The organism is Phenylobacterium sp., assembly GCF_037189685.1.
In the GTDB taxonomy this organism is placed as follows: Bacteria; Pseudomonadota; Alphaproteobacteria; order Caulobacterales; family Caulobacteraceae; genus Phenylobacterium.
This window is the reverse complement of record NZ_JBBCIT010000014.1, coordinates 176018-193772: the sequence shown is the minus strand read 5'-3', so window position 1 is coordinate 193772 and position 17755 is coordinate 176018. Positions and strand designations below refer to the sequence as shown.

Genomic DNA, 17755 nt, shown 5'->3' with positions numbered 1-17755 from the left:
CCGCCGCCGCCGCGAACCCTGGGTTCACCCCGAGCGCGAGCGCGGCCGCGCCGGTTCCGCAGACCTCGACTCCCGGCAGCGTCGCATCAGCAGGGGCGTTGTCGATGACCTGCAATTTCGCTCGCCGCGATCCGAGCGACCTCAGGCAGGCTCCGATGTCCCGGCCGGCGCCGTGCGTGACGACGTGGGCTCTCACATGCGGACCGGATGGGTCGCGCGGGTCATGAAGACAACTCCCGCCTCGCCGGATTGAACAGGAAATCCCGCGCGTTCGGGGTTGTTGCCGACAAACTGTCGAGCGGACCCTGGAGAGGGAGGATCTGCCCGTCAGCAAGGGCATGACCTCGATAGCCAAGCTCAGCCAAGTGCTCGCACACGGAGGACACCGCACCAGGACGGTGTCGCTCCTCGGCTTCCACGAGGATGGTGGGCAGGTCCCGGCGCAGGAGTTCCGCCGCGCCTTCCAGGACGGCCATCTCGTGACCTTCCACATCGATTTTGAGAAAGCCAACGGGGGGAAGGTCCTGGCTGTCCAGCGTCACACATCTCACGGCCTGTTCCGTGAGCATGGGGCAGGCGACAAGCCGATTTGCCGGCTCGATCGTGGCGAGGGCGGCGTCATCGTCGGGAATGCGCAGGCTGGCCGCCCCGGAAACACTGGATACGGCCGCCTGGACAATCGTCGCCCGGCCGCGAAACATCCGCGCAAGGATGGGCGCCAACGCCGCGTTCGGTTCGTAGGCCACGACCTGCGCCCCCGTCCGGACGAATTCGTCCACGAAGACACCATGGTAGGCCCCGACGTCGATGCAGGCGCGATCCGGCCGCACCAGGCTCTTGATCAGGACGCGCATGCCTGCATCGCGGCCGACCGCGCAGTAGTGGGCGCGACGCAACCGCCGATACATGACCGGAGCATGCCGGAGCGCCTGCATCGTCAAGGCCTTGCGAACCACACGCCCCCCCCGCAGCGGCTTGACCGCACTTGAGATACCACCCGAGCGCGGAATGTGGGAGCTTCGTGCTCTGAGGTTGCTTCGCCGGCTGCGGGAGAGTTCGTGAGTTCAGCACCTTTTGCCCGTGGGCCGATTCGATGAGCGCTGGCGCCGGCTCGACGCGCGACGCCTCGGATCTAGTGGACAGGGAAGCCTCTGGCTTGGACGTGGTGATCCCTGCGCGTGGTGAAGGCTCGGGACTTGCGGCATGCCTCACCGCGATCCTGTGGGACGCCGGCGAGTTGAACCTTAGGGTCGTCCTCGTGCTGAACGGAGAAGGACAAGCGGAGGCCGCCGCGGTAGCGGCGAGCCTGGGCGTCCGCTTTGAAGAGCAGGGGCATGAACTCCGGGTTCTGGTGTCCGCCCCAGGCAAGTTTCACGCGCTCAACGCCGCCGAAGCCTTCCGACGGCGCGTGCCTGTGGTCTACTTGGACGCCGACGTCGTGCCGGCCCCTGGACTCTTGAGCCGGCTGCACGCGGCTCTCAACAAGATGGCCGAGCCCCTGCTCGCTGGCCCAAGGCTGTTCATCGCTCACGATAGCTGTAGGGCAGCTCGAGCTTTCGGGAGTGTCTGGCACACGATGCCCGCAGTGCGAAACGGAGTGATCGGCGGTGGCTGCTACGCCGTGAATCAGGCTGGAAGGTCGCTTTGGGGCGCGTTTCCGCCCATCACCGGCGACGACGCCTTTGTGTGCGCACGTTTCGCGGGAGAGCGGCAGGCCGCCCTTCCGGACGCTGCGATCTTCGTGCATCTCCCGCAGGGCTGGCGCAACCTCGTTGAAACGCGGACGCGGTGGCTACGCTCTGCCCGAGAGGGTCGGATGATGGCGGGACGCGCCGAGCCCGAAGCGCCCGCCGCCCCGAAGTGGAATGGGACTGGAGCCAGATCCGCCAGTCGCTTGAGCCTTGTTTTAACGTCGCCGCAAATCTGGCGACATCTTCCAGGCTTCTTAGCTGTGGAGGCGATCGCCCGCGCCAAGACCGCCTGTCGTACGGAGCAAGCATCCGGCTGGACCCCGAAGCGTACGCCCTGCCACACTCGGATCCTCTCATCGCGCCCGCGCATCCATGTTGTGATCGTCAGTCACAACAGCGAACGCGATCTATCCGCATGCTTAGGATCAATCCGCAGCAGCTGGGCGGAATTGACCGTAACCGTCTTCGACAACGCGTCCAACGATCGCTCCGCGACGATCGCAGAGACGCATCGCAGCGTCCAGGTGATCCGTTCAACGGTCAACCTGGGCTTCGCAGTTGCAGTGAATCGGGCCGTCGCCTCGAAATCCGAAGACGTTGAGTGGATTCTATTGCTGAACCCGGATGCGCGCATCGAGCCGGACGCCATCGATATGCTTCTTGCTGCCTCACTTCGCTATCCAGACGGTGGAGTGTTTGGCGGGCTTGGTCGTACGCCCGACGGACTCCCCATCCCTTCTTCCTGCCTCGATGCGCCAAGTGTTTGGAGTGCGCTCTGCTACGCCGTCGGCCTCCGCTCCGGGTTGGGGAAGCCGCGTGCGGTTCGGCAGGGCTCGCGCCAGGCTCAGCCGACGCCGGCTGTCAGCGGCGCCTTCATGCTCATCGCCCAAGAAGCGTGGCAGCGTGCCGGAGGTTTCGACGAGCGGTATTTCCTATACGGCGAGGATGTGGATCTCTGTCTCCGCATCGGCGCTTTGGGGCGCCGAACGATCAGCGTCGGCGCTGCGGGCTACTTGCATGTGGGAAGCGCGAGTTCATCGTCACGGGCCAAGCGCCGCATGATGATGATCAGGGGCGTTCTCACGCTCTACGCAACACATGCGCGCGGACCCCTGGAGCTTTCGCAAGGTCTCATCCGGATAGGCGTTTTGCTGCGAGTGGCCGCCAAGGCTATCACAGACGCAAGTGCTCGCGAGGTGTTGAGGCGCCGCAACTTCTGGTGGCGCGGCTATAGCGGCGAGGCCGATGGGATGCGGTAGGCTTCCGGTGAAAGTCTCGGGCGACGCAACAGAATGGCGGTCGAGACGACAGCGAGGGCAACAAGAGTGGCGTAGACCTTATCGATGCCTACCGGGCCACCCGCAATCCAGGCGAGCGAGAGGCAGGTGATCTGGGAGCCCACCAGCACTCCCTTGGTGGAGATAAACCAGCGCGAACCGAGCGCCCCTTGAACCCGGTTGACGTCGTGCCACGTCTCCCACCCCGATTCGCCCCCGAGCCGCGGCTCCAAGGTGTATCGAAGATAGGTCTTGATCTGCAGAGTGCGGGCGCCGCTGTGAATCCAATACAGCGACAACATGCCTGCGGCGAAACTGTATCCAGCCGCGAGCTGGTATCGAGCGTCCGGACGCAGCACCTGCAAAAGGAAGGCGCCGCTGAAGACGAATGCCAAGGAGATCAGGGTCACATTCTGCAAGATGATCCGCAGCTCGATTTCTCGCCGAAGTGCTCGATACTCATCCGCGGCGAATGTCCGCGCCTCAGGCGTCATGCTCAGATCTCCCGCCGCCGCCAATCTCGCCAGCGCCGTCGCCAGTTGTCCGCGCGTGTGAGGATCCGCCCGCGTTCCTCCGTCACGCGGCTGAGACTGAGGTCCGCTCCGTCCGTGGCCCGCGAGCGATAGAAGTTTGGCACGTCCTTCAGGTCGGTCATCGCATGATGGAAGACGGGACATAGCGCCGAGCTTTGGGGGGGAACGATCCAGGCCCAGTCGCCGGAGGGCATCCGACCGTTGGCCCTCTCAGCTCGATCGAAGTCCAGATACTGGGCGCTGGCTTGGTGGTGATCCACCAGACGAACCCCGGCGTCCCGGAACGAGGCGATGACGGCCCGGTTGAGCTCCAGCACCACATCATCCTTCCATAGAGGGTCGCGGGTATCGGCCCCGATGCAGCGCGCGACCGCGTTCACGAGGTCGTAGCGGTAGGTGTCCAACAGATTCCTGCAGGCGATCTCGGTGGCCATGTACCAGCCATTGAACGGCGCGCAGGGGTAGTCGATGCCTCCGATGGTGAGGATCATGTCACTGACGAGGGGCATTGCGTACCACCGCAGTCCCAGGCTGGCGAACTCAGGGTAGTGAGGGTGTCGGATCTCGATCTCCCGAACCGATCCCTCGGGCGTGGCGTAGACAAGCCGACGCCCGAATGCATCGCGGAGCAGGAGGGGCAGCAGGTCGAAGTGCGAGCGTGTGCTCGGCGGGCGCCAGCCCAGAGAAACACATATGCGGGTCATCTCGACGTTGGCCGGGTCCCCCACGACCCTTCCCGTCTCGAGGTATCCCGCGTACTGAGCCACCTGCCGGCTTTCGATCCACACCGGGGTCTGGTCCCCGGTTACGGGCGCAAACACCGAGATCGTGGGTCTGATGTCGCCGCCGTTGTCTGCCTCCCGCAGATGCCGGAACGTCTGAGCGGCGACGGCGTCGGGCTCCGTCAGGCCGCGACAATCCAGGACGTCGAGCGCCTTCCAGACATGGCGACCGATGCACCGGCCATGATTCCTCCAAGCCACCCGCGCGCCGAAGGCCAGCTCTTCGGTCGTGTGGCGATAGAATCCGTGCCGCTCGAGGTCCCGCCGGACTTCCCGCTGCCGCGAGGCCCGGTCCGAAGGATCTGCGTCCCCCTCGCGGAAGTACAGGTCGAGGAAGGCGTTCGCCTCCTCCGCGCGCTCGGACGGAGAGAGTCGCCGCAGCCGCCGACGCAGGGGATCAGACGACGATCGGCTATCGATGAAGGAGCGGCTCACATCAGACCGTCGAAGGCGCGCGCCGACGACCGAATCCGCCGACGGTTGATTTCATAGACGGACCGCAGAACCTGCGCCTTCGCTCGGCGATATCGACGCGTGTCTGCGCCCAGCCGGGCGTAGCCATTGCGAGCGCGCCGGGCGTCCTGCCCTTTCAGCCGCAGATCCGGATATTGCGAGGGATCGGCTTTGGCGGCTTCGTACGCGGGAGTGCCCAGAAGCAGGCTGAAGTCGTTGAACCGGACACGGTCGATATAGGGGCCGTAGCTGTCCAGAAAGGCAGCGGTCTGTTCGAGGTCCTCGGCGGTCTCACCCGGATATCCCTTCATCATCGTGCACCGCACGCTCAGTCCGGCTTCATGGGCCTCGCGGACGAATGCGGCGTTCGCCTCCACCCGGCTCCCCTTGTTCATGAGATCCAGCAGGCGCTGGCTGCCGCTCTCGAGCCCGAAGCTGATCCGCCTCATTCCAGAAGCCACGGCCGCTCTCAGGTCCCGACGGGACAACCCATTGTCGGCCCTCTGGTCGACGTGCACGGTTCCAATCCATTCCGCGCCCGGAACGTGATCCTGGATGTGTTCGGCCAAGCCCCGGAACATGGCTGGGTTGGAGTTGAGCTTCAGATCGAGGAAGAGGAAGTTCGACGTGGCGTGCCGGCGCGCCTGTTCCCGCATTTCATGGAGCACGGTGTCGAGGCTTCTGGTCCTGAAAGTGCGACCACTGGCGGACACCACGTCGCTGCAGAACGTACATTTCGACCACTGGCAGCCGCGGCCGGTCATGAGGGGGATGATCCGAACCCTGTAGCGGTCCCAGGGGAAGTCGGTGAAGTCCGGCACAGGCGTACTGTCGAGCTGGCGAAGCGGCGGAGCTTCTCGTGCGGCGCGGCCATCGGGAAGCACCACGCCATCAAACGCGAGGAGATCCCCACCCGCGGCCACAGCCTCCACCAATGCGCCGACGCTTAGATCCGCTTCCCCGCCATATAGCGCGACGAGCCCAGGCACCGTCCGCCAGGCGGCTGCGGTCTCCGGGATGTTGAACATCGGTCCGCCCAGAAGCAACGGCACGCCGGCGGCTTGCGCCAGGCGCCCCAACTCCACCACCGTAGGATAGTGCTGCAGATAGGCCGACAGCATCAGCACGTCAGGCTTGTCCGCAAGCGCCTTGGCCGCCTCCGAGAGCACCCGCGGATGGGGGCGGTTGTTCCACCAGTTACGCACCGCGCGGGCCGCCTCTCGCACGGGGGCGGCCGGCGCCCAGGTGGAGAGGTGGAGCCGACGCTTCCAGTGGTCCAGGATGAGCTCGGAGCGTTCCCGCTCGGACGCCTCGACGTCATAGGCGAGCGGTGACAGCAGACGAACGTCACATCCCGCGTTGCGCAGCGACGCCACCAGAAGGCCGATCGAAAGAGTTGGGAAGCTCGAGAAGTTGTTGAGGTCGATGATCAGGACCCGCCTTGAACTGACGCCCAGCGGAGCCACAACCGAGACTTCTGACACTAAACGAGCCGCACGCATCACATGAGCCCCCCAAGCTCATCCATCGTTTTAGCTCCACACCCAGCACGCGCAAGTATCTGCCTGTCCAAGGCAGGGATGCGATCGGCGGGTTCAGATGAGAGCCTTCAATCTTTCGAGCAAGAAAGGGCCTATACGCCCCAGTCGATCTCGATTGGCGAGCAACGCCCGCATGAAGGTCACCGGGATCGACACGATTTCTCGCGCTGCGAACATCACCGAGCCGCGCAGGCCCGTGGCTTCGTAGCCAAAGCGTTCGAGTTCCTTTCCGCCCAACGCCTCCACAAGGCCGATCTCGTTCGGGCTGAGGGCTTGCCGCCACCTCATGATGGCCCCCCGATCGCGTCCTTGCCGCGTCCCCGGCGCGACGTAGGAGCTGTTGACGACCATCATGTCGAGCATCGCCGGGTCGAATTTGACGCCGAGCCAGTCACAAATCCGGCTCAGGAACACTTGCGGCTCGTCCAGGAGGTCCTCGAAGCGAAGTATCTTGACGCGAGACTGACCGTGACGCGCCTTGAGGCGGCGAGCCGTTCGGGCTGCGGATTTCCACAGCAATGCTATGATGGGCAGACTGTAGGACGCTCGGATTCGTCGATCCTCCCGTGCGCTCGCCTGCAACAGCCGATCGTCCACCTTCTCCTGAAACAGCCATTGATTGCGCCAGTCGCGGTACGACGCCACGACGCCGCGAGGATCTCGCACGAGAACCAGAATGCGAGCCCCCGGAAAGGCGGCCAAGATCTGATCAGCCTGAAAGATATGACGAGGCGTCTTCTCACCCCAGAGCCACTTGCCCCGTCGCCGAGCTTGTTCGCGGCAGAAGTTTTCGAACTCCGCATCGCCGGTTGATGCTTCGCCCGTCGACGCGGGCAGCGCGGCGCAAGTACCGGCAAGACTAGATGACCCATAACGGTGATGTAGATCGGCGAAATGGGCTCGACAGATCTGGGCCTCGTCCTCAGTCAGGGGGCTTTGGCCACTGCGCAGGCGTCTGCGTAGATCCGCAAAGTAGTGGGTTTCTCCCACGATGCAGATCGCGGGATGACGGTTCAAGCTGGCGCAGAGCAGCTCCGAGCCCGACCGGGGCGCGCCCACCACAAAGAGGGGACCCGTATAGGGCGGCGCACTCGCAGCGGGAACCGTCATCGAAGCGGAGCCATGCAGCTCATGGGGTCAACTTCCGCGTCGCGATCATAAGGGCGCCATGAGAGCAGCGCCTCGGCGGTCGGGTGCAGAAGAAGCTCTGGGTTGGTGCGGAAGACGTCGTTGAATTCGACTTTGCTGACCTTCCACCAGAGTGAAGCTTCGAGCGCCGCTTGAACATCTGGTGGGAAGCGCGGCTTGATCACGCGCGCCGGATTGCCACCGACCACCGCATACCGGGGCACGTCGCCGGTGACGACAGCGCCGGCTCCGAGAATCGCACCACGACCAATCACGGCGCATCCCGGCGTCACGATCACGTTGTGGCCGACCCAGACATCGTCCTCGACTACTAGCCGGCGTGGCGTAGCGTAGTTGCGATCGACGACGCCGAATGCCCGCTCATAAAGAATTGGATGAGTGGTGACGGCATCGAACGGATGATTTGCATTGATGATCCGAGCCGTCCTGGCAAATGAACAGTATCGTCCAATCTCGATTGGCCCTGAGATTCGATGGCGATCGAAACACCCATACGAGTAAAGGCCGACCGTGATGTCGAAGTCGCGCCTGAACCATTCGCGCAAGCGGAGACTTTCATACTCCGCGGAACGAAAACAGTAGAGCCGCACTTTCTCGATGGCGCGGTGAATGATTGACATTGATCCCCCTGACTCGAAATTGCGTGGGCCATGGGGGAGGTTTAAGATCATTCGTTGCGACGCTGAACCAGCTCTGACGCTGTAGAGACCACTGCCGTCGGCTCCAACTCCTCGCGCAATTCAGCCCATCTGAGCCGGCCCTTAGACACGGGCACGATCTGGCGAATGTCCTCTTTCGACAGGCGACGCCCAGCCGCTCCTGAACGCCGACGATTCGCTGGGCGTGCCCGGGGTCCGACTGTCGTGGTCGGAGTATGCGGACCCGGAAGCGCGCGACAAGCGGAACGAACGGATCACCCCGGGCGCAGTCACGCTTGCCCGGGCCACGGCCGGCGAGTCCCGCGAGGGTACAACTCCTCGCATGGGGCGGGCGCGCATCCTATTCTGCTCGGCGTCCTCAACCAGCCTGGGGAGGAACCTCAGGATGCTTGGCCGGGCGCGAGCTGTGGAACTCGCATTGGCTAGGAAAGCCGGCGATCACAGCAGGGAGGCACGCGACGGGGCCTTCCTGCCGCCGCAACAGCGAGCCGCCGTCCTCTCGGTGCCGCGCGAGATCGCTTCCGGAGTGTCCTTCGACGACTGAATGCGCGGTTTCGCCATCAATCCGGTGCTCGCCTCCAAGAGCGGTAGCCTCTGCAAGGACGAAGCCTGACCAACGGCGAGCATGGCCGATGGGAGCGCCGCGAGGTTGGCTCGTTCTGCATCGTGCCAGGTCGCGCTGTTCGCGGTGGTGCGGGCGGCCGGGGTCGAACCGGCACGAGCCTCGCGGCCCTACGGATTTTCGTACCACTTCGGCTTTCGCCGCCGCCCGGCTTGAGGAGCCCGGGCGTTCGTGGTCTGGACTATCCCTTCGCCCTGGCCCGCAGGCTACAGGCGCCGCCCGTCTAGTCTCTACACCTTCCTGAGGATTCCCCCTCAGGCTTGGCTCGGGATTCCCATCTGACAGGGTTCCCCGAATTTGAGCGGTTCTACGTCTGGGGTTTCCCCCGGCGCACTCGAAGCCGAAGCCCAAGTCCGTTGCGTCTACCAATTCCGCCACGCCCGCGTGACGGCCCGGCTTGCCATAGCTGGGCGACCTGCGTCCACACAGATCGGCGCGTCCGGGCGGCGCGCGCCGGCGCGTCCGTGGCGAGCGAGACGACGCTTCCGGCCGCTCCGCCCACACGCGCGCGGCGTGCAGGGCTTGGCCTTCTCATGCGAGTTGGCCCATCATGGGCGAAACGTCCAGGAGGACCCCCATGCCCCGTCTCGTGACAGCTTCCGCCCTCGCCGGCTTCGCCCTGGCGCTCGCCGCGCCCCAGGCGGCCTCCGCCCAGGGCCTGGGCTCGCTCTACGGCTGCGACGCGGCCGGCAGCGGCAACACCACGGGCGCGGTGGTCGGCGGCTTGGTCGGCGCCCTCGCCGGCAGCCAGATCTCGAAGAACGAACGCACCCTGGGCGCCGTCATCGGCGCGGGCCTGGGCTCGATGATCGGCAACAACATCGGCTGCCGGATGGACCGCAAGAGCGCCCAGGACGCCCAGGTGGCGTTCGAGCGCGCCCTCGACACGGGACGTCCCCAGACCTGGAGCGACCCGACCACCGGCGCGACCGGGCGCATCGAGGTGATCGGCGCCACCGGCGGGAACTACGGCGGCGGTTACGGAAACAACGGCGGCTACGGCGGCGGCTCCCAGGGCTACACGGGCCGCTGGCGCTACGCCTCGGGCGTCACGCCGGCCACCCGGGCCAGCGACGTGGGCGGGACCTATACCGCCAACAGCCGCATCAACATGCGCGCCGGGCCCAGCACCAACGCCGCCGTCGTCGACCGCCTGCGGCCGGGCGAGGAGATCGAAGTGGCGGGCGGCGTCGCCGGCGGCTGGCTGGCCGTGATCGAGGACGGCTGGATCCAGGGCTATGTCTCGCGCGGCGTGGTCACGCCGGTGGGCGGCGGCTACGGAAACAGCCAGGGAGGTGGCCAGGGACGCGGCGAGTGCAAGACGGTCCTCCAGACCATCAACGAACGCGGCCAGCCCAGCTACACCGAGCGCCTCAACGCCTGCCGCGACCGCAACGGCGTCTGGCAGGTCACCCGCGCCTGACGCCGCCGACGGAAGGCTGCAGCCCCTGACGCGGCGGTCGACCGCCGCCGCGTCTTCCACGTCCCGGCCCCCGCGCGGCGTATCCGCCGCGCCCCTTTTCCGCGGCTAACGCGCGGCGGTCTGCGTCCGCCGCGCCCCTTTTTCCGCGGCTAACGCGCGGCGGTCTGCGTCCGCCGCGCAAGGGCCGGCAGCGCCCGCGCCCCGTCGCCCACCAGGGTGAACGGCGCCCAGAAGTAGGGGTGGGCGTGCTCGGCGTCGGCCTGGAGCGCCGCCTGCGACTGCTGCAGCGCCTCGGCCATGCTGGGCGCGGCCGAGGCGAACAGGCCCGTCATCAGCCGCACCGAGGCCTCGGAATCCACCGACCAGTGCGACACGACCATGGCCCGCGAGCCGGCATAGACCATCGCCCGGGTCAGCCCGCCCAGGGCCTCGCCGCCGCCGGTCAGGCCGGTCCGGTCCACGCTGGCCCCACGCCCCCCCGTGTCGCACGCGGCCAGCACCACGAGATCGGCGTCGATGCGGAGGTTCAGGATCTCGCTCGAATCCAGCAGCGCGTCCGAATCGTCACCCCCCAGCGAGGTCACCAGCGCCGGCTCGGGCACGCAGGCGTCGGGCTGCGGCAGGAGGCCGTGGGTGGCGAAATAGAGCACCTGGTAGTCGTTCAGGTCGCTCCGGGCGCGGATGGCGTCGTCGGTGAACTCGGCGCCCACGACCACGGCGCCGGGGGTCCCCAGGCTGGCGCCCACCTGCCGCACCTCGGCGGCCGTCTCGGGCAGGGCCTCCATCCGCAGGAGCGCGTTGCGCGTCTCGCCGCACACCCGTTCCAGCGCCGCGCTGCGGCGGACGAACGAGCGCGTGACCGAGGTGAAGGCCCGCGCCTCGGCCCGCGGCATCGCCGGGTCGCCGAAACCCAGGTAGGGTTGCCGGGCCGCCGAGGGCGCGAAGGCCCGCGACTGCAGGAAGCTGGCGCCCGAGACCGCCAGCGATGAGCTCACGGTCTTGCCCAGCCACGCGGTGCGGACATAGTCGGTCTCGCCGTCGGCGCCCTTGCGGATCGAGCCCGCGTCGGTGACGAACAGCGCCACCGGCAGCGAGACCAGCGGCCCCTCGGGCTCGTAGACCAGATGCCGCGAGGCCAGGACCTCGGCCTTCACCGGGCCGAACAGCTTGTCGAACATCGCCGCCGAGGCGGCCGCGTCGAACGGGATCAGGCTCTCGGTCGGCTCCAGCGGTTCGCGCAGCCGCCGGACCGCCGCGTCCACCTCGCCGCGCCCCATGTCCACCGCATAGGGCCGGACCGCCGTCTTCGTGAGGAGGACGCCGTAGGTGCGCGAGCCCAGGGGCAGCAGCTTCACATAGGACTCGTCCGGCTTCAGCGCCGCCTGGATCTCGGCCGCCGACGCGCCGGGCGCGACGAGCTGGTTGTAGCGGGGATTGGCCGCCAGCATCCTGGCCTCCAGGCCGTCGGCCTCGGCCTGCTCCACGTTCAGGATGATCTCCATCTGGGCGCGGACGTCGTCGGTATAGAGGCCCTCGGCCTGCAGCGCGGCGATCTGGCTCTCGGTGGCGCGCACCCGCCGCCGCGCGTCCTCGAACGCCCGGGAGAGGCCGGAGATCTGGCCGTCGCCCGCCGCCACGCGGGCGGCCAGGCGGTTGACCGTCTCGGCCGTGGCGCTGGACACCACCGTCTGGCTGGCGTCGAAGAAACGCGCGCCGTACTCGCCGGCCCGCCCCGGATCGCGCGCGATCGCCTTCAGCAGCAGGTCGAAATAGGGTGCCGAGGCGTTGGCCGAGTCGCCCAGCCCGCCCCGCTGGGCGCGGAAGATCTCCATCGCCCGCCCGAACGTGGCCAGGGCGACGTCGTCCTGGCCCGCCGCCGCCTGGGCTCGGCCCAGGTCCAGCAGCAGCGCCCCCTCGCCCGTGCTGCCCGCATGTCGCGTGCGCAGGAGGCCGAGCGCGCGCTGATAGCCCGCCGCCGCCTGGGCGGCGCGCCCCTCGCGCAGGTCCAGTTCGGCGAGGTCGGCCGTCACCCGGCTCTGGAGCCAGGCCGTCAGCCGGCCCAGCGCGGCGCTGCGGACCAGGATGTCCTGGGCCCGCGTCAGGGCCTGGCGCGCCTCCGCGACCCGGCCCTGGGCCGCCAGGGACGTGCCGATCACCTGCCACGCCTGCGCGTCCTGGACGGCGAGCTGTTCGGCCGGGCTCACCCGCGGAGCCTCGATCTGGCTCTGGGCCGGCGACGGCGCGTTCAGCCGCCGCGCCGTGCCGGCGTCGATGACCAGGGAGCCATCGACCGCCGAGGTCGCCGGACCGGCCGCCGTGGCCGCCGTCCCCTGCGGATGGACCTGGGCGCGCAGGCTGAGCGCCGCGCGGGCGTGCCGCACCGCCTCGTCGAACCGCCCGCGGTTGCGGGCGTGCAGCGCGCGATAGTTCAGGCTCCGGGCGCGCGTCGTCAGGTCGCCAGCCGGGATCAGCGCCTCGGCGTCGGCGAAATAGGCCTCGGCCTCCTCGAACCGGCCGCCGTTGGAGATGTTCATGGCCAGGTTCAGCATCGCCTCGGCCCGCAGCGACGGCGGGGCGTTGCGCGCCTCGCCCTCGGTGACCAGCGCCCGGAAGGCCGTCTCGGCCTCGTCGAACCGCCACTCGTTGTTCTGGACATAGCCGCGGGCGCGCAGGCGCTCGGGGTCGACCGCCGCCGCCGCCTCGGCAGCCGCCAGGCCCGCCATGTTCGGGAAGTCCGCCGCGATCTCGGCCTGGGCCGCCGAGGTCTGGACCTGCGTCGAGGCGGGCGCCTTGGCCAGGCCCAACGCCACCTTCAGCCCGGTCTCCAGGATGTCGGACAGCGGGGCCAGCCCTTCGACCGCGGTGACCGCCCCGCCGTCCTCGGCGGCGAACACGACATAGGGCGCGCCCTCGGCTCCGCCCAGGCGACAGGCCGCCAGCGTGCCGGGCAGGCCGCCGGGCGCCGCCTGGGCCGGGGCGCACTGCGCCCGCACGGCCAGCGCCTCGCGCCAGGCCCCGGCCCGCGTGGCCGGAAGCTGGTAGAGGCGGCCCAGGGTGGTGGAGTAGCCGCGGCACCGGATACGCCAGGCGCGCGCCTCGCCGCTCTGGCCCATCGGGTCCTGGTAGTCGCGCACGGCCTCGCAGACGGCGCCGCTGGCGCCGCTCTGGCCCAGCGGGAACACCTCGGGAAGCGCCGCGCCCCGGACCTGGCCCAGCGCGGGGCCGGCGGCCAGCGTGGCCCCAACGGCGAGGAACGACGCCGACAGGAGCGCATAGGTCTTGAGCGGGCTCATCGGTCCCTCCGCCAGATCTCTTCGTTGCCGGCGCCGGTGGTCACGGCTTCCGCTTCGCGTTCGTCGTCGTCCGGCGGCGGCGGCGGGGTCAGGATGGGCGGATCCAGCGCCCCCCGCGGGCCGGCTGGCCGGAACTGCTCCACCCGGAACTGGTTGGCCGGCGTGAATGTCGCGCAGCCGATGCCGAGCGGGCAGCCGTTGATGCGGATCGCGCCGGCCGTGGTGTCTCCAGGCTCGCGCACGATCCGGCTCGAGAACGCCCCGGCGCGGCCGATCGAGAGCAGCCCGTCGGCGGTGGCGAACGCGCCGAACAGGTCGCCCACCTGCGCCCGGCCGACGGTCAGCAGCGGTTCGCTGGCCTCGATCCCCTCGCCCGTGAGGTACAGGCCCGCCTCGGTGGTCAGGCCCGTGTTCTGCTGCACGATGCGGTCGTTGGCCGTGAGCGTCACCGCGCCCGCCACCATGAACAGCCGGTCCACCTCGTCGTCCACGGGCGCCACGCCCTCGGGACGTCCGGCGCCGATGTCGATCTGGTCCGCCGGCACGGGCGAGATCAGGTCGATGAAACGGGGCGAGCCGATGAGGATGTCGTTCGTCGCGTGCATCCGGACGCTCCGGAACGCATGCACGTCGGTGAAGCCGGCGACCGCGTCGCCCGACGCCGAACCGATCGACCCGGTCAGGATGATGGCGCCCGGCGCCCAGGGGCTGGCCGCCTCGGGCATGCCGATCTGGAGGTCGCCGCCCGGCCCGGTGACGCTGAGCACGCCGCCGATCCGGACCTCCCGGCCCGAGTTGGCCGCCAGGGTCAGGCGCGGGATGCGGGTGGGATCGATCGTCAGGTCGCCGACCTCGATGTCGGCGAACGTGAGGACGGGCTCGTTGATCGTCGTCGCCGTCTGGCCGGCGTAGATCGTCAGGCCGCCGGTCACCTGGATGCGTCCGATCTCCTCGTCCGTCAGGCCGGGATCGTCCGCGCCCCCGATGAGGAGGGGCCCCGAAGGCGAGGTCAGCTCCAGGATCAGCTCGCCCGCGGTCAGGCTGCTGAGCAGGTCCAGGTTGCGCGTGCGGATGCGCGCCTCGCCGGGGATGGACACCGTTCCCAGCCGGGCCGAGGGCGCCTCGAGATTGAGGGTCGGCCCCGAGATCGAACTGATGACGGCCGGGCCGCCGGTGCCGACCCGCACCGAGGCCGAGCCCGTGAGCGAACTCGCCGTGACGCCGAGGGCCGAGCGGATGTCCAGGTCGACGCCGCTCACCGAGCCGACGGTGATCGTCTCTTCGGAACTGATCCGGGTGTAGCCGCCCGTGCTCAGGGACGACAGGTTGACCGGCAGGGTGGCGAAGATCTGGGTCTGCCCCCCCGAATTCAGGACCGTGCCCGTGACGGACGAGCCGATCAGGCGGATCTCGCCGCCCGCGGTCACCGCTCCGACGTCCAGCACCCCCGGCCCGTTCGGGCGGCCCGCGGCCGCGGCGCCGGGCGTCACGAAGATGTCGGTCCGCGCCGTGAGGCGGGGCGTGCTGACCGATCCCGACGTGTCGATGATCATGCTGCCGAAGTTGATCCCGGTGTCGCCCGAGGACAGGCCGCCCGAGCCGACGCTGATGTCCTTGGCCGCGATCAGCAGCCCCTGGCCGGCGCGGACGCCGGTGTCCACCGTCAGGTCGCCGATCGAGCCGGTGCCGGTCAGGTAGATGTTCACGTTGCCGATGGCGTTGATCTCGCCGATGCGCACCGAGCCGGTCGTGACGCCCGCGACCTGCTGGGTCTCCTCGCCGTGGCCCACCTGGCCCAGCACGATGTTGCGGCCGGTCGAGATGGTGACTTGGCCGTAGCGGGTCTCGGACGACGCCCCCACCAGGAGGCCCGGCGCATTGATCAGCTGGCTGGTCACCGCGGCCCGGCTCATGGCCAGCAGGTAGACGTTGGCGCCCGTGGTCTGGCCCGCCAGGTTCAGCGCCTCGGAGAACGGGGTCCCGGCCGCGGCGCTCGGCACCTGGAAGGTGAAGAACGCCAGGTCGTTGTCGCCGATCGGGATGAAGGTGATGTCGTAGGTGTCCACCCCGCCATAGGCGGCCGTGCCCAGGTCGCCCGCGTTGATCGTGGCGCCCGCCTCGGACGTCACCCGCGGGGCCACGAAGGCCAGGTGGCCCCGCCCCGTGAACGTGCCGCCGCCGGCGATCGTGACCGGCCCGCCGCCGCCGGACCCCGTGAAGCGCATGGTCAGGTTCGACGGGTTCAGGAACTGGGCCGGATTGACCGCCGCGCTGGTGGCCAGCAGGCCGCCCACGTTGGCCCGGGCGTTGGGGCCGAAGATCACGCCGTCGGGCGAATAGAACCAGACGTTGCCGCCCGCGGTCGCGCCGGTGTCCAGCGGAAACCCGGCGCTGCGCGCGGCGCTGATGAACCCGTCGATCTCGATGGGGCCGCTCGGCACGCGGTTGAGCGCGATCCAGTTGTTCTGTTCGAAGGCGTAGGAGACGACTTCGCCCGCCGCCAGGTTGAAGCTGGTCCAGTCGATGATGGTCCGCGGCGCGTTGAGGTCCACGATCACCAGGTCGGACCCCAGGGTGTTGATGAAGGGCGCGCCGCCGCCGGCGCTGACCTGGAAGTCGCCGCTGTAGACCGGCAGGGCGGCGGCCCCGTTCGGGGCCAGGGCCGCGGCCGTGAGGGCGGCGAGGGCCACGCCGGCGGCCAGCCGGCGGAGACGTGTCGAGGCAGGCATCAGAAGAACCTCGCGGTGAAGTTGACGAGCAGCCGCCCCGGGGGCTTGCTGCGGTCGATGGCGCGCTTGTCCAGCGGCTGCGCGTAGCCGACGTCCAGCGTCCAGCGCTCCCGCACGGGGATCTGCACGCCGACGCCGACCGACGTCAGGGTCTGGCTGTAGCCGGTCCGGTCGTGGTCGCTGGTATGGGCGATGTCGAAGAACGCGTACGGGCTGACCGTCAGGCCCGCCCGCGGCTGGTACGGCCCGCCGCGCAGCTCGAACGACGCGGCCAGGGCCTTGTCGCCGGTGATGTAGCCCGGATCGTAGCCGCGCCCCACGGTGAGCGAGCCCACCGAGAATTCCTCGTACGCCGCCAGGGGCTTGCCCGCATACTGTCCCGACACCTCGACATAGGCCGCGAGCGTGGGCGTCAGCATCGTGAGGATCGAGCCCTCGGCCGTCAGGCTCCAGGTCGAGGGCCGGGCCTCGGCGCGCGACAGCAGCCGGTCGCCCTTGTCGGTCGCCCCGAAGACGTTGAGGCCCTGGCGCAGCCCGACCTGGCCGCGCAGCAGGACCGGCCGGTAGCCGTAGTAGACGGTCTGGTCCCCCTCGGCCCGCACATAGGCCACGCGCAGCTCGTCGTCGATGAGCTTGGCCGCCCCGCCCAGGCTCGTGGTCTGGTCGATCACCTCGACCCCGCCGGCCACCCAGATGTTCTTCCGCCGGCTGCGCACCAGCGGATAGGCCGCCTCCACCGATCCGATCAGGCTCTCGCTCTTCAGGCCCAGCCCCGCCAGCGCCCCGCCGGGGTGGCTTTCGCCATAGGCGAGGCCGCCGCGCACCACCAGGCCCTCGGAGCCGAAACGGGCCTCGGTCAGCCCCTGGGCCACCCACTGCTCGTTCTTGATGGTGCGATAGAAGACCAGTGTGGTCCGTTCGCCGTAGCGGCTGCGCGCATTCAGGTCGTAGCGGCCGAGGAACCCCCACCGCCCCGTGGCCCGCGCCTGCAGGTTCTGGGCGTTGACGATCGCCTCCTCCTCGTCGCGCACGACATGGAGGTCCAGGTCCACCGCCCCACGCTCGCCCGACGTGCTGGGGCGCACCGAGGCCCGCACCTTCATCCCCGGCACGTCGGAGGCCAGCAGGATGTAGCGCTGCACGCGGGCGATATCGAAGGGCGCCATGCCGCGCAGCCGCTCGGCGTAGCGCTCCAGCGCCGGCGCCGCCGGGCCCGGGTCGCCCCGCAGCGTGACGTTGGCGACCCGCGCCTCGATCACCTCCAGGGTCACGGCCCCGCCATCGATCGTCTGGGCAGGAATCTCGACCCGCACGAGGAAGCCGCGGTCGAACAGGGCCTCGGCCACCGCGTCGCGGATCTTGCAGAGGTCGCCCGCGTCCCCGTCCGGCCGGTTCAGGAACGCCGCATAGGCGGGCGCCAGCTCGGCCGCCGGAACCGACTCCAGCCCCCTCAACGTCACGGAGGTGACGGTCAGCGCGGCCGGATTCTCGGCCAGCGGGCACGGCCCGGCGCCCGGCGCGCTGAACAGGTCGGCCGCCGGCGGCGCCTGCATCTGCGTGCGCCCCGCCGGGTTCAGTTCCTGTCTTGACTGTGTCGTCGACT

General features: G+C 68.9%; 11 protein-coding genes. 2 read left to right on the top strand and 9 right to left on the bottom strand.

The features are described 5' to 3' along the window. Positions 1-221: 221 nt before the first annotated feature. On the bottom strand, positions 222-956 hold the full coding sequence (locus WG212_RS10970) for an FkbM family methyltransferase (RefSeq protein ID WP_337187133.1): 735 nt from the start codon (positions 954-956) through the stop codon (positions 222-224). A gap of 206 nt (positions 957-1162) precedes the next feature. Here WG212_RS10970 and WG212_RS10965 point away from each other — a divergent pair, with 206 nt between their 5' ends. Further along, positions 1163-2950 carry a glycosyltransferase gene (locus WG212_RS10965; RefSeq protein ID WP_337187236.1) on the top strand — a complete coding sequence of 596 codons (1788 nt, stop codon included), beginning with the start codon at positions 1163-1165 and terminating at the stop codon, positions 2948-2950. On the opposite strand, the gene WG212_RS10960 is transcribed toward WG212_RS10965, so the two are convergent. From WG212_RS10960 to WG212_RS10940, 5 genes are all read right to left on the bottom strand, one after another. Further along, the gene (locus WG212_RS10960; RefSeq protein ID WP_337187132.1) at positions 2920-3462 is read right to left on the bottom strand and encodes a hypothetical protein; all 543 of its coding nucleotides are present in this window, start codon (positions 3460-3462) and stop codon (positions 2920-2922) included. The genes WG212_RS10965 and WG212_RS10960 overlap by 31 nt on opposite strands. 2 nt (positions 3463-3464) lie before the next feature. After that, positions 3465-4718: a nitric oxide synthase oxygenase gene (locus WG212_RS10955; protein ID WP_337187131.1), complete on the bottom strand. Its 1254-nt coding sequence runs from the start codon at positions 4716-4718 to the stop codon at positions 3465-3467. Continuing rightward, the gene (locus WG212_RS10950) at positions 4715-6202 is read right to left on the bottom strand and encodes a radical SAM protein (RefSeq protein ID WP_337187130.1); all 1488 of its coding nucleotides are present in this window, start codon (positions 6200-6202) and stop codon (positions 4715-4717) included. The genes WG212_RS10955 and WG212_RS10950 overlap by 4 nt, the downstream gene beginning before the upstream one ends. Before the next feature lie 129 nt (positions 6203-6331). Beyond that, complete coding sequence (locus WG212_RS10945) at positions 6332-7387, bottom strand: sulfotransferase (protein WP_337187129.1); 1056 nt, start codon at positions 7385-7387, stop codon at positions 6332-6334. Beyond that, entirely contained in the window at positions 7384-8046 is a 663-nt protein-coding gene (locus WG212_RS10940; protein WP_337187128.1) for a CatB-related O-acetyltransferase, read from the bottom strand. Before WG212_RS10940 ends, WG212_RS10945 begins: the two co-directional genes overlap by 4 nt. A 1238-nt stretch (positions 8047-9284) precedes the next feature. Between WG212_RS10940 and WG212_RS10935 the strand changes: the two genes are divergently transcribed. Further along, the gene (locus tag WG212_RS10935) at positions 9285-10130 is read left to right on the top strand and encodes a glycine zipper 2TM domain-containing protein (RefSeq protein ID WP_337187127.1); all 846 of its coding nucleotides are present in this window, start codon (positions 9285-9287) and stop codon (positions 10128-10130) included. Between the two features lie 149 nt (positions 10131-10279). Here WG212_RS10935 and WG212_RS10930 read toward each other — a convergent pair whose 3' ends face one another. The 3 genes from WG212_RS10930 to WG212_RS10920 are packed head-to-tail and all read right to left on the bottom strand — an operon-like array spanning position 10280 to position 17705. Beyond that, entirely contained in the window at positions 10280-13423 is a 3144-nt protein-coding gene (locus WG212_RS10930) for a CHAT domain-containing protein (RefSeq protein WP_337187126.1), read from the bottom strand. Further along, entirely contained in the window at positions 13420-16152 is a 2733-nt protein-coding gene (locus WG212_RS10925) for a filamentous hemagglutinin N-terminal domain-containing protein (protein WP_337187125.1), read from the bottom strand. The genes WG212_RS10930 and WG212_RS10925 overlap by 4 nt, the downstream gene beginning before the upstream one ends. Further along, positions 16152-17705 carry a ShlB/FhaC/HecB family hemolysin secretion/activation protein gene (locus tag WG212_RS10920; RefSeq protein ID WP_337187124.1) on the bottom strand — a complete coding sequence of 518 codons (1554 nt, stop codon included), beginning with the start codon at positions 17703-17705 and terminating at the stop codon, positions 16152-16154. Before WG212_RS10920 ends, WG212_RS10925 begins: the two co-directional genes overlap by 1 nt. Positions 17706-17755 lie beyond the last annotated feature (50 nt).

Excerpts from the sequence above, each read along its gene's own strand:
- WG212_RS10920 (WP_337187124.1), bottom strand. The coding sequence starts at position 17,705 with ATGCAGGCGCCGCCGGCGGCCGACCTGTTCAGCGCGCCGGGCGCCGGG.
- WG212_RS10945 (WP_337187129.1), bottom strand. The coding sequence starts at position 7,387 with ATGACGGTTCCCGCTGCGAGTGCGCCGCCCTATACGGGTCCCCTCTTT.
- WG212_RS10960 (WP_337187132.1), bottom strand. The coding sequence starts at position 3,462 with ATGACGCCTGAGGCGCGGACATTCGCCGCGGATGAGTATCGAGCACTT.
- WG212_RS10930 (WP_337187126.1), bottom strand. The coding sequence starts at position 13,423 with ATGAGCCCGCTCAAGACCTATGCGCTCCTGTCGGCGTCGTTCCTCGCC.
- WG212_RS10925 (WP_337187125.1), bottom strand. The coding sequence starts at position 16,152 with ATGCCTGCCTCGACACGTCTCCGCCGGCTGGCCGCCGGCGTGGCCCTC.
- WG212_RS10935 (WP_337187127.1), top strand. The coding sequence starts at position 9,285 with ATGCCCCGTCTCGTGACAGCTTCCGCCCTCGCCGGCTTCGCCCTGGCG.
- WG212_RS10940 (WP_337187128.1), bottom strand. The coding sequence starts at position 8,046 with ATGTCAATCATTCACCGCGCCATCGAGAAAGTGCGGCTCTACTGTTTT.